Below are 24,216 nucleotides of genomic sequence, written 5' to 3' on the forward strand. Positions count from 1 at the left end.
TTTAAATTAATTTATAATTGTTGTTTTTGATATAGTCTTTTATAAGATGTAAATTTTTTGAATACGCTTCTATGGTATGGTAGTTATTCCCTAACGATAAATCATAAAGCTGATTGATAAAATCGGTACTGCGGCGTTCCAGAAAGATGGTAAAACTGCTCGAAGTTGTATTTAAAATGTATTTCACAATACGGGTATTAAACCTGAAATTGGCGCTATCAATAATATCTTCCAGGTCAAAAATAGATTTGATCTGGTGGTAATTCAGGAAGTTTTCGATATTGGGATGGATGTTTTTATTCACCAGTTCGGCAAAATAAAGCATGTGCATTTCGTTTTTTAAACCATATTCTTTTGCCATTTTTAAGATCATCCGCTCGTGGCTCCCGGTAATCCTGATATCATCCAGAAACAAAAGCGTTTTACCGGTAAGAAAATCTTTATCAATATGAAACGAATCGTTACCAATGAGCGACAGCCTTTCTTCAGCACTTAATTCGCCATAATCTTCTTTGTAGGTAATGGTTCTGTGCACTTTGGTTTCCTGTACAGCTAATCCACCATTTTCGACCAGCCAGCGGTTAAGCTGACAAACGAAATAGTTTTTCATGGCAAAAGTTGCCGTAGGGATAAAACTGTAAGGGCTGGATATGACCACAATCTGATCGGTAATTAAATTATCGGACAGGTAATACCTGATAAATCCATCAGCGAGGTCTTTCCCAAAGGACCTGGCGACCAGATCATCACCAAATTTAAAGCGGCTGTAATCGTCGGCACTAAAACCGAAATCAACAGTATTGTCTATTTTATGAAGGGAGAAGTTATACGGTATCATAGAGTAGGTTTAAGATAGATAGTTTGTTGGAATTGATGAGCATACTGTTAATCCCTATTGCTTGGGCGCCAAGGATATCGGCATGGGGATTATCTCCAACATGGATAACGTCTGTTAACAATAATTCAGGGTGTTGGGTTCTGTCAATACGATCTAACATCAACTGAAAAAAGCCCGCATTCGGCTTAGACATGCGCACTTCGTCAGAATAAAGCTGGAAATCGATATACTGGCCGATGCCTAAATGTTCAATTACTTTTTTTAAGGTTTTACCTTTAATAAAACCGGTGTTACTCAGTATATTGGCAGAGCTTTTGCCCGAATCTTTAATTTTTTCCAATACCGCTAAACAATCATCACAGTAAAGTTTGGGCATATGGTTAAATACGATCTGCTCCATATCCTCATCAAGCACTTTAAGATCTACATCGTTAAAGTTAAAATCATAATCATTGATCATACTGATGATCATTAAATACATTTCATCAGCATCAACATTTTTACCGGCTTTTTCGTTAATGGCGTTTACCATCAAATCTACCTGGCGGAAAGTGACGGCAATTTCATCAATACTTTTATGCCTGCTGTTAAAATTCCTGAAAAAATACTGTACCCGTTCCTGCTTGTAAGTTGGATTAGACTTAATTAACGTTAACCAAAGATCGAATGAGTAGTGTTTGTAAAAAGCCATTGCACCCTATTTCCTAATCTGTTTAATAAGTTCTAATATTACAAATTTGATTGTATAATCAGAAGTGGTTGATTGTAAGATTTATGACAGACAAGCCGTAAATTTTACGACTTGTCCAATACCTCTTCAGCTTCGTCCGAAATAACGATATCACTTTTGTGTTTTTTAGGATAGTTGAACAAAAGAGAAGTTAATACGGGTATGATGAAAATGGCTACAGTAAAAATCGATACAAAAAGATCAGTTTTTTCTCCTTCAATAGCATGAGAAATTGGCGATTCGGGATAAAAATGCGTAAATAATGATGAGGTAAGTTTAATACCCAAAACACCAATTACAATGAAAGCTACGGTTTCTAAAAAGGTAAATTTCTCCATCAGTTTTACAAAAGCCTGTGCCACAAAACGCATGGCCAAAATACCGATAAAAACACCAATATAAATTAACCAGATGTGATCAGTAAATGCTACCGCAGCAAAAACATTATCAATAGAAAAGGCTAAATCCATTACTTCGACCAGGGCAACGGTAGCCCAAAAAGTACCCACCAAGCCAACGGTAGATTTATAGATCCAGCTTTTGCTTTTGTCTACTTCCTCTTCTTCATCATTCTTTTTACTGTTCTTTTTTCTAAAATAATCGAAAGCGAGGTATAAAAGATATAAACCGCCAAGTGGTTTCAACCACCAGATTTTAACTAACCAGGCAGCAAGGAACAAACAGATTCCCCTGAAAACATAAGCCCCGATAATACCATATTTTAACGCTTTTTCTCTTTGCGATTTAGGCAGATCCATTACCATGGTTGCCAAAACAGCGGCATTATCAACTGATAATAAACTCTCTATTACAATTAAATTTAAAATAATTAATAATCCAGCTTGTATATCATCACCTAAAATTGTGTGCAAAAAATCCATTGAGCGATTGTGAGTAGGTTTTAAATTAAAGTTTTAGTTAACAGCAAAGAAACAAAATTTTATCATTCCGCTGTTTAAATTATTGTTTTATTGTTAGAATGGCAGATATGATAATTGTTACATATTCAGCGCCAAATATTAATAGGCGGTATCTAACTGATAGATTATGCCATTATTCCCAGCTAATAAAACTGCTTTGCCTTTTTTAGCCTTTTGAACAGCATTAAAACTCTTGTCGGAAATGTGTTTCCAGTGCTGACCGCCATCAGTAGAAATATCGGTACCCGAAGTACCTGTGGCCAGTAAAATTTTCGCATTAATATAAGTGACACCCGATCGGAAGCCGAAAACCGGTGTTACTGGTTTCTGCCAGGATTTACCCCCATCGTTTGTTAAAAGCACATTATTTGAATTTTCTTTATCTTTTAAGTAGTTACCGCCAACGGCTATACCTGTTTTTTCGTTAAAAAAATCGATGGAAAAAGGCCCGCTACTCCCCTCACCCTGTAAAATCGGGCATTTAAACACTTGCCAGCTTTTTCCGTAATCTGGAGAAAAGTAAATGTTAGACACTGCACCCCCTGTTGCAATCCAGGTTTTCCCTCCGGGCAAGGTTTTAACAGTGCTTCCACTTGCCGCAAAACCGGCCTCTCCTTTGCTCAGCCTGGTCTCCAGACTTTTAGAAATGTCCTGCCAGCTTTTTCCGGCATCCACAGTTTTAAGTAATTGCATTTTATCATTGATGGGATCGCCGAAAATGATTCCGCTTTTTTTATCCCAAAAACCTAAACCATCCAAAAATATGGCAGAATCTACATTTTTATAATTTTCTGTCCAGGTTTCTCCTCCATCGATGGTTTTTAGGATATAAGCCGGAGAGGCAATGCCCACAATAATGGCCTGTTTATCATCGAAAGCTTCAATATCCCTGAAATCGATTTTTTCGTAGCCTTGCGGGTTTACCCATTTCCAGGTTATTCCGCCATCGGTGGTTTTACCAACTGCCCCATTACTTCCGCTTACCCAGGTAACCTGATCAGAAACCACACTTAATCCGCGCAAGCTGGTTTTGGTGTGCTCATTCAGGGGTTTTAAAGAATACGGCTGCGCCGCGCAAAAAAAAGGTGCCAATAAAAGGCACCACAATAATTTCTTCATTGATAAGTTATTTTACTCGCCTAAACGTTTCTGATCTGCCTAAAAGTGAAATACCAACGTATCCACGGATATTTAACACATCAGCATTTTTTAAACTCATATTACAGCTATAGGTTTTACCACTTTTGGGATCATAAATGGTTCCATCGGTCCATTTTCCATCATCATACACAAAATCCTTTAATATTTCCAGATTTAATAAAGGACGCTTCTGCAGATTCGCATCTGGATTTTTAACATCCAATTTAGGTTTACCATTTATATTTGGCTCCTTTATCCAGGCCAGTTTGCCATAGAATTTATCACCTTTTTTGTAGATTTCTATTTGTCCTTCGCCTGATGGGTTAAGCCATTTGCCAACAATTGCATCTTTGTTCTGCGCAAAAGCAGAAAATGATACGGCTACAAAGAGTAGCATTAAAAATGGAAATTTTCTCATAGTTTTTTATTTCTAGTTAGTTTTTAAAGATAATCATTACACCCTATATGGAAACACTAAATAAAGAGAAAAAGTATGAGAATTTTTTAAAAACTTTAAAAATTACTTTGAAACGATGGGCAGATACTTTGCGCGGTAGGCATAAAACAGGAATAAATTAAATATAAGCATTGCGCCCACCATAGGTAAATCTTTCGGACCTAAAAATGCATGATAAAGGAAAATATTCAGTGTAACCGGGAAAATGATCAGTGCAGCCAATGGCGCAGTACGGTTAACAAGCAAAAGTATACCACCTATTAACTCTGTAGCTTTAATTAAGGGCATTAAATAAACAGATGCCATTACACCCGACATAAATGTGGTTTGAGCTGCCGACATTGCCGGTACCTCTTTAGGTATGATATTGAAGAAAAAGCTTACAGAAGCAAAAAGATACATGGCAGCCAGAAGCACGCGTATAACAATTACTGCAATTTTCATAATGGTTAAGTTTTAGTTTGTATTTTAAAAATAATAAAATTTATTGGTTCAATTGATCATTAGTTCATTGGTCAATAGTTTATTGGTTCTTATAAATTGGTTAATTGTAAATAAACACGGAATTTTAAACTGCCTGTTCAGTTAATAGTTTGATAGTCCATGGTTGATAGCCACATAACTTATAATAATTACTAAAACCTTAATATCCTTCACTTCTTAACGTTCTAATAATTTATAGTTGATCGTTCACTGGTAGATCAATTATTATTCCTGATCATTGATGACTGGCAATTGATCATTGGCCTTTTGTCATTATCCTATCGGCAATTTGAACTAAAGACTCACTACTATAGACTTTTGGACTCACTCCCTACTTGTAATCATAATTCACCATCCACTGTATCCCGAACTGATCTGTAGTCATACCAAAAAGTGCATTCCAGAATGTTTTTTCTAAAGCCATGGTTACGGTACCTCCTGCTGACAGGCTATCAAACAAGCGTTTGGCCTCGTCTTCACTAATCGCATCAACCGAGATTGAAATTCCTGTACCAAATGTTGCCTGCGGCATTGGACTGGTTATATCGGTACCCATTAAAATATTGCCACCAACAGGCAAGGCAATGTGCATCAGTTTTTCCTGATCGCTTATGGGCATGCCTTCGCAACCTGGCGAATCTTTATAACGTTGCACTACCAAAAATTCGCCACCAAAAACTGACCTGTAAAAATTGAACGCTTCTTCAGTGTTCCCGTTAAAATTTAAATACGTGTTAAGTGTTGCCATTTTTTTGTTGTTTTGCCCCCTTTAGGACTGGTTGTTATTATTTAGTTTCTATATATTCTTGTTAAGAAGGTCGTCATCCTGAACTTGTTTCAGGATCTATTTAGCTAAGATGCTGAAACAAGTTCAGCAAAACTTTACAAGGGAATTCTTGTCAACTTTATATCCATCCACTGCACCCAGTTTTTACCATCAAATTGCTCCCATGTGCCTTCAATGGTGTGAGTTTTAAAATTTCCTTTAAATCTTTGCGCATCAGCAAATATTAAAATAATATCATCATAAATTTTAAGGGTAGATATTGAGATACGCCCCTCACGATCGAAAGATTGCGACCGGAAGACATCATCCATATCATCATAGTGTGTAATTTCCAGCGATTGGATAGTTTTATTTCCGACCACCACATCAACCTGATGCTTTAAGAAAAAACCACCATCAACCCACTCGTAGGTATCTGTTCCAGCAATTATATCTCCTGATTTTGTTAAACCTTCTGTTTTCCATTTACCGATATAAGGATTTAATAGGTCAAGCCTGTTGTTTCTCATAAATTTAGTTAAAAAATCAATTGGTATTCAGTCCGGTGTAAATGTTTACTAATTGATGCACATGTCTTCTTGTATGATAAATCACAAAAAAAACAATCTCCAATCGGGTTAAAAAGCCGTAAACAGGCCATTTAAATGCGCTGCAGGTTTTGGTTAAATCCAGACTGGTCGTTGCAATTGAAATTTCATTCCTGATTTCTTTTAAACGCGCTAATAAAACATGCTGGCTATACAGCCTGATTTCAGGACAAATCTCATCAGGAGAATTAAACTTCACGCTAAAATTTAATAAATCATTTCTCATTTGCGCTACCATCATATCTGCTGGCTTATCTGTTTCGGTTACCGGACCATTTATAACTTGCAAAAAGCCCGAATTTGCCAAAATCACATGCTCTGCCAATTGGCCAGCCGTCCAGCTTTCTTTAAATGGCACGATATTAATTTCAGTAGCATCAAATTTTGATAGCGTATTTTCCACTGCCAACAGTGTTTCTTCAACTTCTTTCGTTATCTTTTCCATAACTTACATATCATTCATTCCTGGATAACCCAATAACCTAAGCCACAGGGCAATTTGTCCGATACAGTTCGCCTCCCGGTAAGTACAGAACTGATCATTTCGAACAATGTGATTTCCGTGCCGGGTATATTGAGTTTTTCTTCCAGTTTTTCATCGGTAGCCTGAGTTAAGGCCTCCTGAAGTTTTGGAGAAATATTTTTCCAGTCTTTTATAAAATCGGCAAGTGCTGGATAAATTACATCATCAATAATACCCTTATTATTTGCAAAAAGTTCGTCGGTGATGGATGGAAGATCGATGCCGAATGATTTAGCCAAAAAATAGCGCCCGTGTACCACACTACCGGTAATCCACGCCATATGATTTGCTGTAGTGCCTAATCTTTTTTGGGCATCTTTTTGGTCTATGCCCGCTAAAGCCCTTAATAAAAAACCTGTATACATTTCGTAAAGTACCATAAAGGCATACATTCTGTTGCTTGTTGGTGTAACTTCCATATCGTTAGGAGTTAGGTAGTTAAATAAAAATAAAGTTAGTGGTTCATTCCAATTAACATCATTGCCGTAGAAGTCAATCTTGAGGGGCATTTCAGACAAATTTTATATATTTACGATACCTAAATTTTTAACCAGATGATGCAAATAGGTGTTTTATTGCCCCAAAACTTCAGATTATTAAGCCTAGCAGCTATTTTAGATGTATTCGATACGGTGAATGGTTTTTACAAAAAAGATGAACTTGAAACTCCATTTAATATTAATTTAATTACGCTTGGTGATACCCATTATAGTTTCAGTACTCATCCGCTCGTGCCTTTACAAGAAGCGGAACAGCTGGGGTTAATTTTGGTCCCGTCTTTTGCCAGCCCTGATATAAAAGATTGCATCAGCGCCAACAGCGGATACATCCCATGGTTAAATAAACAACATGCAGGAGGAGCAGAAATTGCTACTTTTTGTACCGGTGCATTTTTACTTGCCGCGTCGGGACTGCTGAATGGTAAAACTGCCACCACACATGTTGATGCCTGTGCTGCTTTTTCTACTGCATTTCCCCTGGTTCATTTAAAGCCCGATAAAACGGTAACACAAGACGGCAGACTATTTACAAGCGGTGGCGCCACCTCTACCTTTCATCTGTTGTTACATCTTTTACAGCTTCATTGCGGAAAAGATATGGCTGTTAAGGTGGCCAAGATTTTCGCGATTGATATGGACCGCGTAACCCAGTCTTATTTTAGTACTTTCCAGCCTATCCGCCATCATAATGATGATATCGTTGCTTCTGCACAGGAAAAGATTGAAAATAATTATCAGGATGTGGCCACCATTGAAGAAATGATTAAAGATATTCCTTCCAGCAGAAGAAATATTGTACGCCGCTTTAAGCAGGTAATCGGGATGACTCCCATTGAATATCTTCAGCAAACCCGTATCGAAGCCGCCAAAAAATTACTGGAGCAAACTGCGCAGCAAATGACAGAGGTTATATACAACTCGGGGTATAATGATCCAAAAGCATTCAGAAAAGTATTTAGAAAATCGGTTGGGATGACACCCACGCAATACCGGGATAAATTCCAGCCAAAATAAATGGCTTAAAAACTAAGTCCAGGTGAGCAGATTCAAACTAAATAAATAGTTTTCAACACACAAAATCAATAATGTTAATAATTTGCATAAAATTAATGCACGATAATATCATATTAAAGATAACTTAACGTTATAATTACACTAACCAAATAACAAACATTATGAGCACATTCCTTTTAGTTACAGCGGTATTTTATATTATCTCTTTTGGATTAATGTTGTACTGTTATTTCTCCGCTGAGCAGATTCCCAGCGATGATGAAAAATTTTAATCAGTTCTTTTTCCGTCATCGAAAATTAACGTCTCCCTTCAAGTTAAACACATCAACCTTTTATATAAGCTTATGACATATCACCAGCAGACCTGCTTTTAAGATTTATAACCATAATCTTATTTATTGGCAATCCACCTAATTAAATAGGGAGCAGCTCCTGTATACCATAAAACTGCAGCGATTAAAAATATAGCGATGAGGATCCATAAAATCGGCCATCCTTCAAATTTATGTTTTGAGCCAGGCGTATAAGAATCATTAAGGTTATTATGGTCATTGTCCATCCTTTCACCTTTTGGTTTCGGATTAGAGATATTGCTCATAAAATATTCGGTTAGGTTACAAACTTAAACTATAAACTATAATTATCAAAAATAAGTTTCAACATAATTGTACTTTGAGATCATTCAAGGAAAAAACAGTATTGTTTAATATAAAAAACAGTATAAGGCCGTAAATATCGGTAAGGCTTCAATTTTCCCGAAAATAGGTTTATACATACCGAACAACCGATTTCATGAACAAAATTATTGCTTTGAAAAAGCCTGCTGATATTTCAATGGCGTTTTACCTGTTATTTCCCTAAAATATTTATGAAAACTGGTAAAATTGTAAAAACCACAGTCATAGCAGATTTCTTTCACGGTTAGGTTATTTTCGATCAGTAACTTACAGGCCTGCCCTACCCTGATCTCATTCAGAAACCGGGTATAGGTTTTCCTACTTTTGGTTTTAAAGAATTTACAGAACGAATTGGGGCTAATTTTAGCTACTGCAGCAATTTCCTTGAGTTCTATCTTATTCTTGTAATTGCTAATGGTATAATTATAAATAGATTGGATCCTGTCTTTTTCGTTCTCCAAAAAGTTCGGTTTAAAACCTAGTGAAACCAATGTGCTCCGTTCTTCACAATTGGTTATTTCTGTCAGTACTTCGAGTATCTTGATAATCCGCATTGTTCCTGTTGCGGTAATAATCTGCGGCATCAAACCAGCTATTTTTTCTTTTGAAAATCCCTGCAGCTGAATTCCCTGTATTGACTGCAACAAAACTTTTTTAAGTTCCTGATTTTCTGGAAGCTCCAGAAAAGCGCTTCCCAAAAAATCTTCTTTAAAATGAATTACATAAACATCAACCGGTTCACTAGCTTTTCCATCAAAAAATTCGGCGTCAAAACGCCAGTAATGCGGCAGATTGCTCCCGAGCAAAACCACATCACCCTCCTTAAAATTTTTGATGCTATCGCCAATAAACTGCGTGCCTCTGCCTTTTTTAATGTAAATCAATTCTAACGCAGAATGGTAGTGCCAACGGTTGTTTACATCAGGCATAACATCTCTTCTGGCGCTAAAAGAATCTACAGAATTGGTAGATACGTTAAGTAAATGCGGTTTCATAAAATCTTAAAAAATCAATCTAATATGCAAAATTAATTTACAATGTAAAAAATCAAGCTAATATCATTTAATAATTAGACGATAAGGCTAAATTTTTATTAACCCTGAACGGTTTAATTTGTAAAGTTGCAACGCACCAGAAACACCTTATGAAAGTTGGATTATTTATTCTTTTCTATATAAGCCAATTGTATGTTAAAGTTGCCATTGCCACTTCAGCATGCTTAGAAAAAACTGGCTTAGTCTTACCGCATCTGCCCACGGTTGATGGCTGATGCCTTAGGTATCCAGAAGTTTAACTATTTTTATTTTTGCAATACTTGCTTAAACCATCTATAACCAAATAAACATGAGCCAAATTACATCCACAAACTTTAAAGTATCCGATCAACCAAAAAATGGGAAGGGATATCTGTTCCCCTTAATTTTAGTCACCAGTTTATTTTTCTTCTGGGGCTTTGTCCACAATCTCGATCCGATATTGATTCCACATTTACGTAAGGCTTTTCAGCTGAATGTTTTCGAATCAACCCTGGTCGATTCATCTGTTTTTATCGCCTATTTTTTATTGGCCCTACCTGCAGGCTACATTATGCGTAAATACGGCTATAAAAGTGGTATTATTTTGGGACTGGTTTTATTCGCCATTGGCTGTTTATTATTTATACCCGCCGCCAATACTGCACAATATATATTTTTTTTAGGTGCACTTTTTATTATTGCCTGTGGTTTAACCTTTCTGGAAACGGCGGCAAATCCTTATGTTACCGTGCTGGGGCCGCCGGAAACCGCTACACAGCGTTTAAATTTCTCCCAATCTTTTAACGGTTTTGCGGCTTTTGTAGCGCCTGTACTTGGAGGTAAATTTATTTTTACCGAAGTAAAATATACCGATGCCCAACTGGCAAAAATGTTGCCTTTAGAAAAACAGGCTTACATGCTCGAAGAAGCATCGACGGTAAAAGCACCGTATTTAATTTTAGGCATCCTGATCATTGTGGTAGCTATTCTATTCATTTTCACCAAGCTTCCAGATATTAAGGAAGAAGAAAATGTTCAGGAAAAAAGCAGTTTTCGCCACGTTTTAGGCCATAGCCATTTGCGTTGGGCAATTATTGGTCAGTTTTTTTATGTAGGCGCGCAGGTCTGCGTATTAAGTTTGTTTATCAGTTTCGTAACCTCATCAGCAAATATAAGTCAGGATGAAGCAAAATGGTACGCTGGTGCAGCAGGCTTGGCTTTTATGATTGGCAGATTTGTAGGCACCGTTTTTATGAGATTTGTAGTCCCGCAAAAACTATTGATGCTGTATGCCTTAATTAGTGCTGTGCTTACCCTTACCTCTATTTTGGGAAGCGGAATGATTACCGTTTACGCTTTAATAGGTGTTGCCTTTTTTATGTCGATCATGTTTCCAACCATATTCTCGTTAGGCATAGCAGGCTTGGGTAAAGATACAAAACTGGGCTCTTCTTTAATTGTAATGTCTATTGTGGGTGGTGCATTTTTACCTCCGGTTTTAGGCCTTATATCAGACGCTACCCATAACATCCAGTATGGATATTTGGTACCTTTCGTTTGCTTTTTAGTGGTTTTTTACTTTGGCTGGAAAGGCTGGAAACCCAATCATATCGAAAAAGAAATAAGTTTAGAAGTATAAATTGATAATGAAAAAATTAGTCATCAAGATTAACAATGCTGATAACGTTTTAGTTGCGTTACAAGATTTACCAGCAGGCACTTCAATACCCCACGAAGGCAATACTTACATTACTGTTGATGAAATCCCAGCCAAACATAAATTTTTTATGCAGGATATGAAAGCTGGCGATGAAGTAATGATGTATGGTGTTCTGGTAGGAAAAGTGCAGTTTGATGTAAAAGCGGGCATGCGGATGAATGTAGAGAATACCAAACATGCCGCAGAGCCCTTTGCGTATCGCAGTGCTCATTACAAATGGGAAGCCCCTGATGTGGGTAAATATGCCAACCGCAGTTTTAACGGCTATCACCGTAAAAATGGTACAGTAGGTACAGCAAACTACTGGTTGTTTATTCCTACCGTATTTTGCGAAAACAGAAATCTGGATATGATTAAAGAATCGCTCTACAGTGAATTGGGTTACGCGGTAGATGATAAATATAAGTCTTATACCCATAAATTAGTTCGGGCATTTGAACAAGGAGAAGACATTAATAACATTAGTTTTGAGCCCAAAGTAAAGCAGGCCAGCCGTACTTTTAAAAATGTAGATGGAATTAAATTCCTGACGCATAATGGTGGGTGTGGCGGAACGAGACAGGATTCGGACACCTTGAGCAAATTATTAGCGGCTTATGCCCATCACCCAAATGTAGCCGGTATAACGGTTTTAAGTTTGGGCTGCCAGCATTTGCAGGTAGCAGATTTTAAGCGCGACCTGTTTGCGCTGGATCCTGATTTTGACAAACCACTTTTAATTTTTGAGCAGCAAAAAGCACAAAGTGAAGAACAATTGATCCAAAATGCAATCCGCAGTACTTTTGAAGGATTGATGTTTATTAATAAACAAGAGCGTAAAGCAGCGCCGCTAAGTAAAATGTGTGTAGGGGTAAAATGTGGTGGCAGCGACGGTTTTAGTGGTATCTCTGCAAACCCGTCTGTTGGTTATTGTGCCGATTTATTGGTAGCGTTAGGTGCGAAGGTTTTATTGGCAGAGTTTCCCGAACTTTGTGGTGTGGAGCAGGAAATGATCGATAGATCTGTTGATCGGGCAACTGCCGAAAAATTTATCCGCTTAATGACGGAGTATGATGATCTGGCGCATAAGGTTGGATCTGGTTTTTACATGAATCCTTCTCCGGGTAACATTAAAGATGGTTTAATTACCGATGCGATCAAATCAGCAGGTGCTGCACGTAAAGCTGGCTCCTCACCTATTGTAGATGTTTTAGATTATACTGAACCTGCAACCAAACCTGGCTTAAGTTTAGTATGTACTCCCGGAAATGATGTGGAAGCCACTACAGGTAAAGCCGCTGCCGGAGCAACCCTGATTTTATTCACTACAGGCTTGGGCACGCCAACAGGAAACCCGGTTTGTCCGACCATAAAAGTAGCCACCAATTCTATTCTGGCCGAACGTATGAGTGATATTATCGATATTGATACCGGGCCAGTAATCAATGGCGAAAAAAGCATTAACGAAATGGGAGAAGATATATTGGAATACTGCATTAAAGTTGCCAGTGGCGAAGAAATACCAAAAGCCGTACAGCTTAATCAGGATGATTTTATCCCATGGAAAAGAGGGGTTAGCCTATAGAACGACGTCAGATGGAAGATGTGAGATGCAGTACCTCAAAATAAAAACTGTGATTAAGTCCCGACAGCTATGGAATAGCGTAATACACAACGGGGAAATCTAGATGGTTAAGCCCACCGCTATGCCCTATGCAAAAGGCGCCAGGCTTAATGATTAAATAACAAAATAAAAATAGAACCAGATATGAATTTAAATTTAAAGGACAAAATAATCCTGGTAAGTGGTGGAGCCAAAGGCATCGGCGGAGCAATTGTAAAAGCCCTTGCTACTGAAAATGCTTTCCCGATCATTATTGGCCGTAACGAAACCGATAACATACAGATGCTTCAAGAAATAACTGATCTGGGTTTAAAAGCTGATTATTTTACTGCTGAGCTCACCCTGCCGGAGCATTGTAAAAACATGATTGATTCCGTATTGACCAAATACGGCAGAATTGATGGTTTAGTAAACAACGCCGGTGTTAACGATGGTGTTGGCCTGGAGAGTGGTACTTATGAAGGTTTTATAGAATCGCTGCATAAAAACGTGGTACATTATTATCTTTTGGCTAAATATGCCCTACCTGCGTTAAAACAAAGCAAAGGTTCAATTTTAAATATTGGGAGCAAAACTGCAGAAACCGGGCAAGGTGGAACTTCTGGTTATGCTGCATCAAACGGTGCCAGAAATGCTTTAACACGCGAGTGGGCAGTAGAATTATTGCCTTTTAGTATCCGCGTAAATGCCATTATTGTTGCCGAAGCCTGGACGCCGCTATACGAGAAATGGATAAATTCTTTTGAAGATCGCGATGCGAAGCTTAAAAACATCACCGATAAAATTCCCTTCGAAAACCGAATGACCACTGTGGAAGAAATTGCCAACACCGCCGTATTCTTATTATCGGATAAATCTAGCCATACCACCGGCCAACTGATTCATGTAGACGGTGGTTACGTACACTTAGATAGGGCACTGTTGTAAACACACATCCTCGGTATGTGTTCTCCGTCTTTTCTGTCATTCTGAACGAAGTGAAGAATCTTTTTAATTGTAGGTTTCTACTATCGATCTGTTTTGGGTTCGGTTTTCTATCGCTTGCAGATTCTTCGTTGCACTCAGAATGACCATTTTATTTTTTCTTCCTTTCCGCTAAATACACATGCCACAACAGCATCGTGGCAATGGTGCGGTAAGGTTTAAACTGATCTTCCTCCTCGGTCTGTGTTCTCCGTTTTTTCTGTCATTCTGAACGAAGTGAAGAATCTTTTTAATTGTAGGTTTCTACTATCGACCTGTTTTGGGTTCGGTTTTCTATCGCTTGCAGATTCTTCGTTGCACTCAGAATGACCATTTTATTTTTGCTTCCTTTCCGCTAAATACGCACGCCACAATAGCATCGTGGCAATGGTGCGGTAAGGTTTAAACTGATCTTCCTCCTCGGTCTGTGTTCTCCGCCTTTTCTGTCATTCTGAACGAAGTGAAGAATCTTTTTAATTATAGGTTTCTACTATCGACCTGTTTTGGGTTCGGTTTTCTGTCGCTTGCAGACTCTTCGTTGCACTCAGAATGACCATTTTATTTTTTCTTCCTTTCCGCTAAATACGCATGCCACAATAGCATTGTGGCAATAGTACAGTAAGGTTTAAACTGACCGGCCACCGCCAAAATTTCCTCTTTGCTTACCCCCTTCTCCAAACCTTTTATTTTCTTTAATGAATTTACCGCAGCCAAATCTCCTATCGGGAAAATATCCTGATGGTGCAGCATAAAAATCAGGTAAATATCCACCGTCCAATCGCCAATCCCTTTGATACTTTTAAGCTGGTACCTAATGGTTGGATCGTCCATTTTATCCATTTCGCTTAAAGATAATGCTCCACTGACTATATTTTCGGCCAAATGACGCACATATACTGTTTTTTGCCTACTAAAATAACAATCCCTTAATTCCTGATCGGTAAGTAACAACAACCTTCCAGGTGTAACCTCTTTAATTTTTTCTTTTAGTTTATTCAAAGTGGCCAATGCCGAAGCCAGAGAAACCTGTTGTTCCAGAATAATATGCACCAACGATTCGAAAGTATTTGGCCGCGACCAGAATGGAGGATAACCGTATTGATCTAAAATAGCCTGTAAATCTGCATCTCTGCTACCCAATAAATCACAAAGTTGATGATAATTAGTCTGATCAAATGTTTCGAACATAAAAAGGGTTTTTATTCAAATATACTGAGGATGTTTTATAAAAAAATTGACTGATGATTTCTGGCCGGAGAGAAACCGACGGATAAATGAAATATTCTGCCATACCGTTTTCCGTCATGCTTAACGCCGTGAATGATATTTTTCGATATGATAAAGTATTCAAATGGCTAAGGGGATATGAGCAAAAAGAAACAGCGCTAGAAATCACCAAAATTACAGAAAGACAGTCATTTTAATCCCGTTTTAAGATGAGATGGTTATTTTTGCCGGATGCTAAAGATTGGAATAGCTGAAGACGACCCTAAAATTGCCGGACTTTTAAAGTCGGCACTGGAAGAAAACAATTATCAGGTACTCACCGCATCTAATGGAATTGATGCGCTGGATCTCTTTTTGAGTGAAAGTTTTAACCTCCTGATTATTGACGTGATGATGCCCGCCCTCAACGGCATCCAGCTTTGTAAGCGACTCAGGGAAGATACGTTACAAACACCAATCCTCATGCTTACCGCTATGGGCACCGTTGATGATAAAGTTACAGGTTTAGCGGCCGGTGCAGATGATTATCTCGTAAAACCCTTTCATCTGAAGGAACTTTTGGCCAGGGTGGCAGCACTATTGCGCAGGCAGCCGCCCATTGAAACACGAACAGGCCATCAATTATATTTCGAAGACCTCGTACTTGATACCTACAGCAAAGAAGTAAGCCGTGCGGGTAAACCGATCGAATTAAGTGCCAAAGAATTTATTCTGCTTGAACTTTTTATGCGCAACCCCAATCGTTTACTCTCGCGACAATTTATAGCAGAGCAAGCCTGGGATATCAGTTTCGAAACCGGAACCAATGTCATTGATGTATATATCAACTTCCTTCGAAAAAAGATCGAAAAGGGTTTTGAACGCAAACTCATCCATACCAAAATTAATATGGGCTATATCCTGAAGTAAATGAAGATAAAGGATCGCATAGCACTCTATTTTACGCTGATCAGCACTTCTATGCTCTTTGCCGTGCTCTGTACGGTGTATTTTACCTTTATGAAATTTTTGGAAGCCGATTTCTTTGAACGCCTGACCGACCGTACGATGGTTACCGCTAAATTGTACCTCGAAGCCGATGAAATCAGTCGGGATGCGCTGAACACGGTACGCCATAAATATCTTCAAAAATTAAATAGTGAAGTCATTCGTGTTTACGACAAAAAAAACAGGGCTACTTTTATCGGTGATACGGCACAATACTGGACTCCAGCCACCATTGATCAGGTACGCAGGAAAGGCCGTTTAAAATATACGGACGGTCAGCGACAGGTGGTAGGGATTTATTATAAGGATAATCAGGGCGACTTCGTCATCCTCGCTTCGGCTAACGACCAGGGCTCTCATAACCGGCTCGACAAACTGTTGAAGATCATGATTTTTATCTTTATCCTTATTTCGCTCGTGGTATTGTTGTTAAGCAGGTGGATTGCACAAAAAATGCTGAAACCCCTGCAAAAATTTATGCTCGAAGTAAAACAGGCCGGCGCTCAAAACATGGAATTTAGGGTAGAAGAAAATAACAATAAAGACGAAATTAACCTCATTGCCCAAAGTTTTAACCACTTGATGGAAGAGCTGGAGCAAGCTTTTATTTTGCAAAAAACCTTTGTAGCCAATGCCTCACACGAACTTCGGACACCCGTAACGCGTATCATGATGACCGCCGAACTTGCCCTATCAAAAGAAAGAGATCAGCTTGCCTATCAAAAAGTAATTGCTTCCATGCTTGAGGATGCCGAAAAAATGGAACACACCATTACCGGTTTAGTAGCGCTGGCAAAAATGGACCTCGACCTGATCAATTCTAAATTGGTTCCGATCAAACTTGATGACCTGCTTGCCAAAATCCAAACTGAATGGAAAGTGCAGAAAGACCTTGATCTTAACATTACTTATCAAAAGTCCATTGATACAAACACTGAAATAATGGCCAATGCCGTTTTATTACAGATTGCCCTGGATAATATTATATCCAATGCTTTTAAATTTTCGAATAACCAGGCAGTACATATCCTGATAGAAACCATTAAAAACCAATCATTTATCCACATCACCGATCATGGATCTGGCATTCCAGCAGATGATCAGGCAGCTGTTTTTAACCCATTTTATACACGTGCCAAAGAGCAGGGTCACCATGGCGAAGGTATGGGCCTGTACATGGCCAAAAAAATTATTGATCTGCTTAAAGGTGAGATAACCTTTAATAATGCGGAAAAAGGTGGCTGCATTTTTACGGTGAGGTTAGCAAAATTGTATTGACAACTCCATATGCCTTCCTTAGCATCATCTCTGCCGAGATAAAGCTCGTTTACAACGATAAAATCATCTGATTATATTCGCATCCGTTTGGAAATGAGTGCAAACTGATCCGAAAAACAGCAATCGATCGCCAACTTTAATCCACTTTTAAGTTCAATTTAATCCCTTTTTAATTTGGTGAGGATAGTTTTGCTTACATGATAAGGATATTTTCGTGGCTCATTCTTTTTTGGGTACTATCAGCCAGTGCAACTTTCGCACAGCGCGATACATTAAGCTTAAACTTAAGCCAGGCCGAAAGCCTCTTTTTAAGAAATAATTTCGATTTACTGGCCAGTAATTATGAAATTGATCAGGCCAAAGCAGAAATCATCACGGCTAAGCTTTTCGAAAATCCTACATTAGAATACGAAAACCTTTTTTATAACCAGGAAACAAAGAGGTTCCTGCAAACCTCTTATGCCCATGGCCAATATGCCGGATCTATTGCTCAGTTATTTAAACTTGCCGGCAAACGCAACAAGAATATCAAGCTGGCCCAAACCGGAGTTAAAATGGCCGAATACGAATATTTCGACCTGATCAGAACGCTGAAATTTGAACTCGTTAACACTTTTTACAAAACCTATTTTGCTGCGCAATCGGTTAATGTATATCAGGAACAAATCAGTTCAACCGATCAGTTGATGAAGGCTTATGATCTCCAGTTAAAAATGGGCAATGTTGCTGCGAAAGATCTGATCAGGATTAAATCATTATTGATCAACCTCAAAGCCGAACAGGCTGGATTACTGAATGAACTGGAAGATTACTACAAAGATTTAAAATTGCTCTGTGGCATTAATGCTTCTACCTCAATCATCTTGGTTTTAGATAAATCAGTCCTCATCTCCCCTTCACCGGATAAAATCCCTTACCAGGAATTGTTAGATTCGGCCAGGGCCAACCGTGCAGACCTTAAACTGGCCAAAACCAACCTGCTTTATCAAGAACGTAATTTGAAACTGCAAAAAGCAATGGCCATTCCCGATATAGAAATTGGGCTCAGTTACGACCTCAAAGGTAATTATCCAGAAAAATATACCGGTTTGGGCATTAAAATCCCCATCCCTCTTTTCTCCAGGAACCAGGGAGAAATTAAAAAAGCACAGATTGGCATCACTGCAGCAGATGTAAATATTAAAAAACAGGAAGCTTTACTGGAGAACGAGGTATTTAACAGTTACAAGACTGCTTTACGTAATGAAAAATTGTATGGAGAGATTGATCCTGCGTTCAGTTCCGACTTTAATACACTGATTTCAGGCCTGATCAAAAATTTTAAGGCAAGAAACATCAGTCTGATCGAATTTTTGGATCTCTATGATGCCTATAAAGAAAATACGCTTCAGTTGAACAAACTTCAGTTCGAAAGAATGAGCACCCGCGCTGAACTCAATTATGTAACCGGCTCAAATATTTTTAAATAAATTTTATGCAAAATATCTATAAAAACACGGTACTCATTGCCGCAATCAGTTTATTATTTGCCTGTAGCGAACGCAAAACGGCTACACCAAATGACAAATTTGCCATTACCGATTCTTTGATCAGCCGCTTACTGATCGACACCGTACAGCAGGCAAATGGCAAAACCGAACTCATTTTCTCGGCTAAAATTGCCGCAAATGAAGAGCGCAGGTCAGAACTATTCCCTATGGTAAGCGGAACGGTAAATCGTGTTGGGGTACGTCTGGGCGATCAGGTTTCGGCCGGGCAAACACTGGCTACACTTACCAGTTCTGAAATGGCAGGTTTTGATAAAGAAGTTATAGCAGCCAATGCCGAACTTAAAAATGCAGAAAGAGCCGTAAAACAAGCCGAACAACTTTTCCAAAGTGGTTTATCATCGGCAAAAGAACTCGGGGAAGCCAAAAATGACTATCAGATCAAAAAAGCTGAGGCGAAAAGAGCCACTTCTGTATTAAAACTCAATGGTGGAAGCAGCACAGGATTATACGCGATTAAATCGCCCATTAGCGGTTTTGTGATCGAAAAAAATGTTACACAGAATATGCAGCTTCGTGGAGATAACGATAAAAGCCTTTTCACCATTGCCGATCTCTCCAACGTTTGGGCCATGATCAATATTTACGAATCCGATATTTCACGCGTTAAAGCTGGTGACGAGGTGAGTTTATCTACCCTATCCTATCCAAATAAAGTTTTTAGAGGAAAAATAGAGAAATTATATAACCAGGTTGATCAGGAAAGCAAAGTCATGAATGCCAGAGTGGTAATCCCAAATCCGGGTTTTCTGCTCAAGCCAGGCATGCTCGGAACAGTAAAGGTTTCTGCAAATGCTGCCGTTGATCTTCCGGTTTTAAACTCAAGGGCAGTAATTTTCGATGAAAACAAAAATTATGTACTCGTGCTGGGGCAGGATCATAAAGTGAAAATACAGGAGATCGAAATTGGCCGTAAAACTGCTGATAAAACCTATATCAGCAAAGGTTTACAGGCTGGCGACCGCGTTATTGCTTCCAAACAGGTTTTCCTGTACGAAAGCTTAAAAACACCATAATTTTCTTTCATTACCTAGATTTTAAAAATGAATAAATTCATAAAAAGCATTATCGGCTTTGCGCTGAAGAATAAATATTTCATCTTTTTCGCCACTTTTATCTTAATCCTGGCAGGTTATTTAAGCTTCAAACATACAACGATTGATGCCTTTCCTGATGTAACCAATACCAACATCACCATTATCACCCAATGGCCGGGCCGTAGTGCCGAAGAGGTAGAAAAGTTTGTGAGCAGACCTTTGGAAATTGCCATGAACCCTACCGAAAAGAGGACCAGTATCCGTTCTTCCTCGCTATTTGGTTTATCCATTGTAAAGGTAAGTTTCGAAGATGACGTTGATTATGCCGAGGCACGGGTACAGGTCAATAACCATCTTGAAGAAGCCGATCTTCCTGAAGGAATACAGCCAGAAGTACAACCTCCTTATGGGCCAACCGGAGAAATTTTTCGCTATACTTTAACAAGTGATACAAAATCAGTCCGGGAATTAAAAACCTTACAGGATTGGGTCGTTCAGCGCGAACTTTTATCCGTGTCAGGAATTGCCGATGTCGTTAGTTTTGGCGGAGAAGTGAAAACCTACCAGATTACAGTCGACCCGCAGAAAGCCATCCAATACGGTGTAAGCGCAACAGAACTTTTCGAAGCAGTATCTAAAAGCAATATCAATGTTGGGGGTGATGTGATTGTGCAGAGCGGACAGGCTTACGTGGTACGTGGTATCGGTGTACTCAACAATATCGACGAAATCAGAAATGTAGTGGTTGACAACATCAACGGCACCCCGATTTATGTGAAAACCATTGCCGATGTAGCCGAATCGGCCCTGCCCAGATTGGGTCAGGTTGGCCGCGACAGGGATCCGGATGTGGTAGAAGGCATTGTCGTCATGAGAAAGGGTGGTAATCCCAGTGAGGTCATTGCGCGGTTAAAAGAAAAGATTAATACCATCAACAGCACCATTTTACCAAATGATGTTACGATCAAACCTTTTTACGACCGCGAAGATCTGGTTAACTATGCAGTACACACCGTAATGGGCAACATGCTCGAAGGGATTTTATTTGTTACCCTGATCGTATTTCTCTTTATGGCCGATTGGCGAACTACTTTAATCGTTTCCATTATTATCCCGTTGGCCTTACTCTTTGCTTTTATCTGCCTCAAATTAAAAGGCATGCCAGCCAACCTGCTTTCCATGGGCGCTATCGACTTTGGGATTATTATTGATGGTGCTGTAGTGATGGTTGAAGGGATTTTCGTCTTATTAGATGCAAAAGCCAAAAAACTGGGCATGGAAAAGTTCAATAAAATGAGCAAACTCGGCTTTATCAAAAAAGCTTGCCTTGAAAATGGAAAAGGCATTTTATTTGCCAAACTGATCATTATTACGGGTTTGCTCCCCATTTTTACGTTCGAAAAGGTAGAGGGCAAAATGTTCTCTCCATTGGCATGGACCTTAAGTTTTGCCTTACTGGGTGCGCTGATTTTAACCTTTACCCTTGTACCTGCCATGGCCAGCGTACTCTTGAAAAAAAATGTAAAAGAGAAACACAATATCTTTTTAGGGTGGATGACCAAAGTTACCCTAAAATTTTATGATAGCTGCTTCAAAAAGAAGAAACTCGTTTTTGGTATATCCCTAATTGTACTTTTTACAGGTGCTTTCAGCTTTAAATTTTTAGGTACCGAGTTTCTACCCAGTTTGGATGAGGGTTCTATTTATGTGCGCGCTACCGGGCCATTGAGTATTTCGTTAGATGAAACCAAAAAACTTTCGAACGAGATGAGGAAGATTTTTTTAAGTTTTGAGGAAGTAAAACAGGTAATGTCGCAAACTGGCCGACCGAATGACGGAACGGATGCCACTGGCTTTTATAATATGGAATTCCATGTCGATATCTATCCGCGGAAAGAGTGGAAACGTAAGCAGAGCAAAGAACAACTGATTGAACGCATGCAGGAAAAATTAAAGAGCTTCCCCGGCATCAGCCTCAATTTTTCACAGCCTATTTCAGATAATGTAGAAGAAGCGGTTTCAGGGGTTAAGGGCTCGATTGTGGTAAAATTATTTGGTGAGAACTTTGAATACATTGAACAGGAAGAGGAAAAAATAGAAAGTATTTTAAAAACGGTTGATGGTATTGAAGATTTGGGAATTTTAAGAAATCTTGGTCAGCCAGAACTACAGATTAACCTGGATCAGAAAAAAATGGCCTTATATGGAGTAAGCACTGCAGATGCTAATGCCGTAATTGAAATGGCTATTGGCGGAAAAGCCGCTACGCAGATTTATGAAGGAGAACGCAAATTTGATCTGATTATCCGTTATCCCGAAGATTTTAGGAATGATGAAAGTTCCATCAGTAAATTACGCGTACCTACCCTATCGGGTTCAAATGTTCAATTGGGCGAAATCTCGGGCATCAGCAAAATTACAGGGCCAAGTATGATTTACCGAGATAAACACAAGCGTTACGGAGCCATTAAATTCTCGATCCGCGGTAGAGATATGGGGAGCGTAATTGCCGAAGCACAGCAAAAAGTAAATGCAAAAATCAAATTGCCACAAGGTTATCAGCTGGAGTGGGCGGGTGATTTTGAAAACCAGCAAAGGGCTATTGCAAGATTATCGCAGGCCGTTCCGGTAAGTTTGTTATTGATATTTTTTATCCTTTTCGTGCTATTTGGAAACCTTAAAGATGCCCTACTGGTATTAAACAATGTTCCCTTTGCCATGATTGGTGGTATATTAGCGCTTTTAGCTGCCGGTGTAAACTTTAATATTTCGGCAGGGATTGGTTTTATCGCATTATTTGGCATCTGTGTGCAGAACGGTGTAATTCTTATCACCCGGTTCAAAACCAATATGGCCGAGCTGAAATACCACCCAAACCAGACGTTTACAGATGCCATGCGTGATGGAATTGCCAGCAGGTTTAGACCGGTATTGATGACTGCATTAATGGCGGCTATTGGTTTAATGCCTGCTGCACTCTCTACAGGAATTGGTTCAGAAGCGTCAAAGCCATTGGCTATCGTAGTTATAGGTGGATTGATTACCAATACACTATTTAATCTTTTTGTTTATCCGATCGTATTTTATTGGTCTTACCAAAAAAAAGTTTATGGAGGGTCAATGATAGAAAAAGACAGATTGGATAAGAGGGACTCACTTAGCGTTTATCCATCTCAGCAGCACTGACAGATCCTTGTGTTAAAACAAAAAAGGCTGATACCAAATGGTATCAGCCTTTAGTGCTATTTGAAAATTTCCTCTTAAAACTTGAAAGTAAAGTTACCTGTAACTTTAGCCGGGCTTTGAGCAGCATACCTGAACGACCAATATTTTTCGTTGGTCAGGTTATCTATCTTTAACCCGATCCTATATTTGGGCTTATCGTAAAACACAGCAGCATCAAGTACGGTATAAGATGGAATACTGAATTTAAATGTAGCCGTATTTACCTGGTGATAAGAACTACCGTAAATCCCGCCAAAACCTAATCCCAAGCCTTGAACAGGGCCATCAATCAAACGATAACTAATCCATACATTAGCCATTTCAGGTGCTCCGGCAGTTGCTGGTCTTAAACCTTCAACACTTGCATTGGCTTTGGTATATCTACTATCATTATAAGTGTAACCAGCAATAATATTTAATCCTGGCACCGGATTGGCAATAATTTCAGCCTCAAACCCTTGACTTAATTGGGTACCGTCCTGTAATGAGAAGTTTGCGTGTGCTACATCATCATATAATGTATTAGTCACTTTGATGTCGTAATAGCTCAAAGTAGCACTGATTTTATCAAGATCAAACTTGGCACCACCCTCAAACTGGTTGGCATAACTTGGTTTAAAGGTATTTCCATCAAAATCAGCGCCGCCGTTGTTGCTAAACCCGTTCATGTAATTACCAAATATCGAAACTTTATCTTTTACGATCTGATAAACCGCACCGAACCTTGGCGAAAAAGCGGTCTGGTTATATTTTCCTTTGGTAATATCGTTAGCAAAATCATAAGTTCCTCCGTTAAAATACCGGTCTAACCTTACCCCGGCCATAACCAACAATTTATCAGTTATATTCAATACATCAGAAACATAGGCACTATAGGTGGTTTCCTGATTAGAAACCTGTTTGTCCTTTAAAAAAGACAGGTCTTAATGGTATAAACCATGTTGTATTTTAGGATTT

Annotated in this window: 23 protein-coding genes; 9 read left to right on the plus strand and 14 right to left on the minus strand. The window is 38.9% G+C overall.

Translation table 11 applies throughout. The features are described from left to right. Window position 1: 1 nt before the first annotated feature. The 10 genes from ABEG20_RS10075 to ABEG20_RS10120 all read right to left on the minus strand — a co-directional run bounded on the left by ABEG20_RS10075 (window position 2) and on the right by ABEG20_RS10120 (window position 6,974). Window positions 2-838 carry a phosphoribosyltransferase family protein gene (locus ABEG20_RS10075; RefSeq protein WP_406827239.1) on the minus strand — a complete coding sequence of 279 codons (837 nt, stop codon included), beginning with the start codon at window positions 836-838 and terminating at the stop codon, window positions 2-4. Further along, complete coding sequence (locus tag ABEG20_RS10080; protein WP_406827240.1) at window positions 825-1,529, minus strand: HAD family hydrolase; 705 nt, start codon at window positions 1,527-1,529, stop codon at window positions 825-827. Before ABEG20_RS10080 ends, ABEG20_RS10075 begins: the two co-directional genes overlap by 14 nt. Before the next feature lie 104 nt (window positions 1,530-1,633). After that, window positions 1,634-2,449, minus strand: a complete 816-nt coding sequence (locus tag ABEG20_RS10085) for a TerC family protein (protein ID WP_406827241.1) — start codon at window positions 2,447-2,449, stop codon at window positions 1,634-1,636. Window positions 2,450-2,587: 138 nt separating this feature from the next. Then, window positions 2,588-3,607, minus strand: coding sequence for a WD40/YVTN/BNR-like repeat-containing protein (locus tag ABEG20_RS10090; RefSeq protein ID WP_406827242.1), 1,020 nt, complete (start codon window positions 3,605-3,607; stop codon window positions 2,588-2,590). 7 nt (window positions 3,608-3,614) lie between these two features. Next, window positions 3,615-4,046, minus strand: a complete 432-nt coding sequence (locus ABEG20_RS10095; RefSeq protein WP_406827243.1) for a DUF2147 domain-containing protein — start codon at window positions 4,044-4,046, stop codon at window positions 3,615-3,617. A gap of 102 nt (window positions 4,047-4,148) precedes the next feature. Further along, entirely contained in the window at window positions 4,149-4,529 is a 381-nt protein-coding gene (locus tag ABEG20_RS10100) for a DoxX family membrane protein (RefSeq protein WP_406827244.1), read from the minus strand. A 370-nt stretch (window positions 4,530-4,899) separates the two neighbouring features. Beyond that, complete coding sequence (locus ABEG20_RS10105) at window positions 4,900-5,316, minus strand: VOC family protein (RefSeq protein WP_406827245.1); 417 nt, start codon at window positions 5,314-5,316, stop codon at window positions 4,900-4,902. A 134-nt stretch (window positions 5,317-5,450) separates the two neighbouring features. Beyond that, window positions 5,451-5,864, minus strand: coding sequence for a hypothetical protein (locus ABEG20_RS10110; protein ID WP_406827246.1), 414 nt, complete (start codon window positions 5,862-5,864; stop codon window positions 5,451-5,453). 16 nt (window positions 5,865-5,880) lie between these two features. Beyond that, window positions 5,881-6,387, minus strand: a complete 507-nt coding sequence (locus ABEG20_RS10115; RefSeq protein WP_406827247.1) for a DinB family protein — start codon at window positions 6,385-6,387, stop codon at window positions 5,881-5,883. 14 nt (window positions 6,388-6,401) lie between these two features. Then, complete coding sequence (locus ABEG20_RS10120) at window positions 6,402-6,974, minus strand: DinB family protein (protein WP_406827248.1); 573 nt, start codon at window positions 6,972-6,974, stop codon at window positions 6,402-6,404. 45 nt (window positions 6,975-7,019) lie between these two features. On the opposite strand from ABEG20_RS10120, the gene ABEG20_RS10125 reads away from it, so the two are divergent. Beyond that, window positions 7,020-7,979, plus strand: coding sequence for a GlxA family transcriptional regulator (locus ABEG20_RS10125; RefSeq protein ID WP_406827249.1), 960 nt, complete (start codon window positions 7,020-7,022; stop codon window positions 7,977-7,979). Window positions 7,980-8,370: 391 nt separating this feature from the next. Here ABEG20_RS10125 and ABEG20_RS10130 read toward each other — a convergent pair whose 3' ends face one another. Next, window positions 8,371-8,577: a hypothetical protein gene (locus ABEG20_RS10130; RefSeq protein ID WP_406827250.1), complete on the minus strand. Its 207-nt coding sequence runs from the start codon at window positions 8,575-8,577 to the stop codon at window positions 8,371-8,373. Between the two features lie 204 nt (window positions 8,578-8,781). Beyond that, window positions 8,782-9,651: an AraC family transcriptional regulator gene (locus ABEG20_RS10135; RefSeq protein WP_406827251.1), complete on the minus strand. Its 870-nt coding sequence runs from the start codon at window positions 9,649-9,651 to the stop codon at window positions 8,782-8,784. Window positions 9,652-10,000: 349 nt separating this feature from the next. Here ABEG20_RS10135 and fucP point away from each other — a divergent pair, with 349 nt between their 5' ends. From fucP to ABEG20_RS10150, 3 genes are all read left to right on the plus strand, one after another. Continuing rightward, a complete protein-coding gene (gene fucP, locus ABEG20_RS10140; protein ID WP_406827252.1) occupies window positions 10,001-11,311 on the plus strand; it encodes an L-fucose:H+ symporter permease in 1,311 nt (436 codons plus the stop codon). Between the two features lie 7 nt (window positions 11,312-11,318). Beyond that, window positions 11,319-12,956, plus strand: a complete 1,638-nt coding sequence (locus ABEG20_RS10145) for a UxaA family hydrolase (protein ID WP_406827253.1) — start codon at window positions 11,319-11,321, stop codon at window positions 12,954-12,956. A gap of 183 nt (window positions 12,957-13,139) precedes the next feature. Continuing rightward, the gene (locus ABEG20_RS10150; RefSeq protein WP_406827254.1) at window positions 13,140-13,922 is read left to right on the plus strand and encodes an SDR family oxidoreductase; all 783 of its coding nucleotides are present in this window, start codon (window positions 13,140-13,142) and stop codon (window positions 13,920-13,922) included. Window positions 13,923-14,516: 594 nt separating this feature from the next. Here ABEG20_RS10150 and ABEG20_RS10155 read toward each other — a convergent pair. Beyond that, on the minus strand, window positions 14,517-15,146 hold the full coding sequence (locus tag ABEG20_RS10155) for a DNA-3-methyladenine glycosylase family protein (RefSeq protein WP_406827255.1): 630 nt from the start codon (window positions 15,144-15,146) through the stop codon (window positions 14,517-14,519). A 270-nt stretch (window positions 15,147-15,416) separates the two neighbouring features. Between ABEG20_RS10155 and ABEG20_RS10160 the strand changes: the two genes are divergently transcribed. From ABEG20_RS10160 to ABEG20_RS10180, 5 genes are all read left to right on the plus strand, one after another. After that, a complete protein-coding gene (locus ABEG20_RS10160; RefSeq protein WP_406827256.1) occupies window positions 15,417-16,094 on the plus strand; it encodes a response regulator transcription factor in 678 nt (225 codons plus the stop codon). Beyond that, entirely contained in the window at window positions 16,095-17,450 is a 1,356-nt protein-coding gene (locus ABEG20_RS10165) for an ATP-binding protein (protein ID WP_406827257.1), read from the plus strand. 197 nt (window positions 17,451-17,647) lie between these two features. Beyond that, window positions 17,648-18,919, plus strand: a complete 1,272-nt coding sequence (locus ABEG20_RS10170; RefSeq protein WP_406827258.1) for a TolC family protein — start codon at window positions 17,648-17,650, stop codon at window positions 18,917-18,919. Between the two features lie 5 nt (window positions 18,920-18,924). After that, entirely contained in the window at window positions 18,925-20,013 is a 1,089-nt protein-coding gene (locus ABEG20_RS10175; RefSeq protein ID WP_406827259.1) for an efflux RND transporter periplasmic adaptor subunit, read from the plus strand. A gap of 27 nt (window positions 20,014-20,040) precedes the next feature. Then, a complete protein-coding gene (locus tag ABEG20_RS10180) occupies window positions 20,041-23,220 on the plus strand; it encodes an efflux RND transporter permease subunit (RefSeq protein ID WP_406827260.1) in 3,180 nt (1,059 codons plus the stop codon). 74 nt (window positions 23,221-23,294) lie between these two features. On the opposite strand, the gene ABEG20_RS10185 is transcribed toward ABEG20_RS10180, so the two are convergent. Next, complete coding sequence (locus ABEG20_RS10185) at window positions 23,295-24,179, minus strand: TonB-dependent siderophore receptor (RefSeq protein WP_406827390.1); 885 nt, start codon at window positions 24,177-24,179, stop codon at window positions 23,295-23,297. Between the last annotated feature and the right edge of the window lie 37 nt (window positions 24,180-24,216).

The sequence above is a fragment of the Pedobacter sp. KACC 23697 genome, from assembly GCF_045348445.1.
In the GTDB taxonomy this organism is placed as follows: Bacteria; Bacteroidota; Bacteroidia; order Sphingobacteriales; family Sphingobacteriaceae; genus Pedobacter.

Excerpts from the sequence above, each read along its gene's own strand:
- ABEG20_RS10170 (WP_406827258.1), top strand. The coding sequence starts at position 17,648 with ATGATAAGGATATTTTCGTGGCTCATTCTTTTTTGGGTACTATCAGCC.
- ABEG20_RS10155 (WP_406827255.1), bottom strand. The coding sequence starts at position 15,146 with ATGTTCGAAACATTTGATCAGACTAATTATCATCAACTTTGTGATTTA.
- ABEG20_RS10180 (WP_406827260.1), top strand. The coding sequence starts at position 20,041 with ATGAATAAATTCATAAAAAGCATTATCGGCTTTGCGCTGAAGAATAAA.
- ABEG20_RS10115 (WP_406827247.1), bottom strand. The coding sequence starts at position 6,387 with ATGGAAAAGATAACGAAAGAAGTTGAAGAAACACTGTTGGCAGTGGAA.
- ABEG20_RS10165 (WP_406827257.1), top strand. The coding sequence starts at position 16,095 with ATGAAGATAAAGGATCGCATAGCACTCTATTTTACGCTGATCAGCACT.
- ABEG20_RS10080 (WP_406827240.1), bottom strand. The coding sequence starts at position 1,529 with ATGGCTTTTTACAAACACTACTCATTCGATCTTTGGTTAACGTTAATT.
- ABEG20_RS10150 (WP_406827254.1), top strand. The coding sequence starts at position 13,140 with ATGAATTTAAATTTAAAGGACAAAATAATCCTGGTAAGTGGTGGAGCC.
- ABEG20_RS10135 (WP_406827251.1), bottom strand. The coding sequence starts at position 9,651 with ATGAAACCGCATTTACTTAACGTATCTACCAATTCTGTAGATTCTTTT.
- ABEG20_RS10120 (WP_406827248.1), bottom strand. The coding sequence starts at position 6,974 with ATGCCCCTCAAGATTGACTTCTACGGCAATGATGTTAATTGGAATGAA.
- ABEG20_RS10105 (WP_406827245.1), bottom strand. The coding sequence starts at position 5,316 with ATGGCAACACTTAACACGTATTTAAATTTTAACGGGAACACTGAAGAA.
- ABEG20_RS10160 (WP_406827256.1), top strand. The coding sequence starts at position 15,417 with ATGCTAAAGATTGGAATAGCTGAAGACGACCCTAAAATTGCCGGACTT.
- ABEG20_RS10075 (WP_406827239.1), bottom strand. The coding sequence starts at position 838 with ATGATACCGTATAACTTCTCCCTTCATAAAATAGACAATACTGTTGAT.
- ABEG20_RS10175 (WP_406827259.1), top strand. The coding sequence starts at position 18,925 with ATGCAAAATATCTATAAAAACACGGTACTCATTGCCGCAATCAGTTTA.
- ABEG20_RS10110 (WP_406827246.1), bottom strand. The coding sequence starts at position 5,864 with ATGAGAAACAACAGGCTTGACCTATTAAATCCTTATATCGGTAAATGG.
- ABEG20_RS10145 (WP_406827253.1), top strand. The coding sequence starts at position 11,319 with ATGAAAAAATTAGTCATCAAGATTAACAATGCTGATAACGTTTTAGTT.
- ABEG20_RS10100 (WP_406827244.1), bottom strand. The coding sequence starts at position 4,529 with ATGAAAATTGCAGTAATTGTTATACGCGTGCTTCTGGCTGCCATGTAT.
- ABEG20_RS10125 (WP_406827249.1), top strand. The coding sequence starts at position 7,020 with ATGATGCAAATAGGTGTTTTATTGCCCCAAAACTTCAGATTATTAAGC.
- ABEG20_RS10095 (WP_406827243.1), bottom strand. The coding sequence starts at position 4,046 with ATGAGAAAATTTCCATTTTTAATGCTACTCTTTGTAGCCGTATCATTT.
- ABEG20_RS10085 (WP_406827241.1), bottom strand. The coding sequence starts at position 2,449 with ATGGATTTTTTGCACACAATTTTAGGTGATGATATACAAGCTGGATTA.
- fucP (WP_406827252.1), top strand. The coding sequence starts at position 10,001 with ATGAGCCAAATTACATCCACAAACTTTAAAGTATCCGATCAACCAAAA.
- ABEG20_RS10130 (WP_406827250.1), bottom strand. The coding sequence starts at position 8,577 with ATGAGCAATATCTCTAATCCGAAACCAAAAGGTGAAAGGATGGACAAT.
- ABEG20_RS10090 (WP_406827242.1), bottom strand. The coding sequence starts at position 3,607 with ATGAAGAAATTATTGTGGTGCCTTTTATTGGCACCTTTTTTTTGCGCG.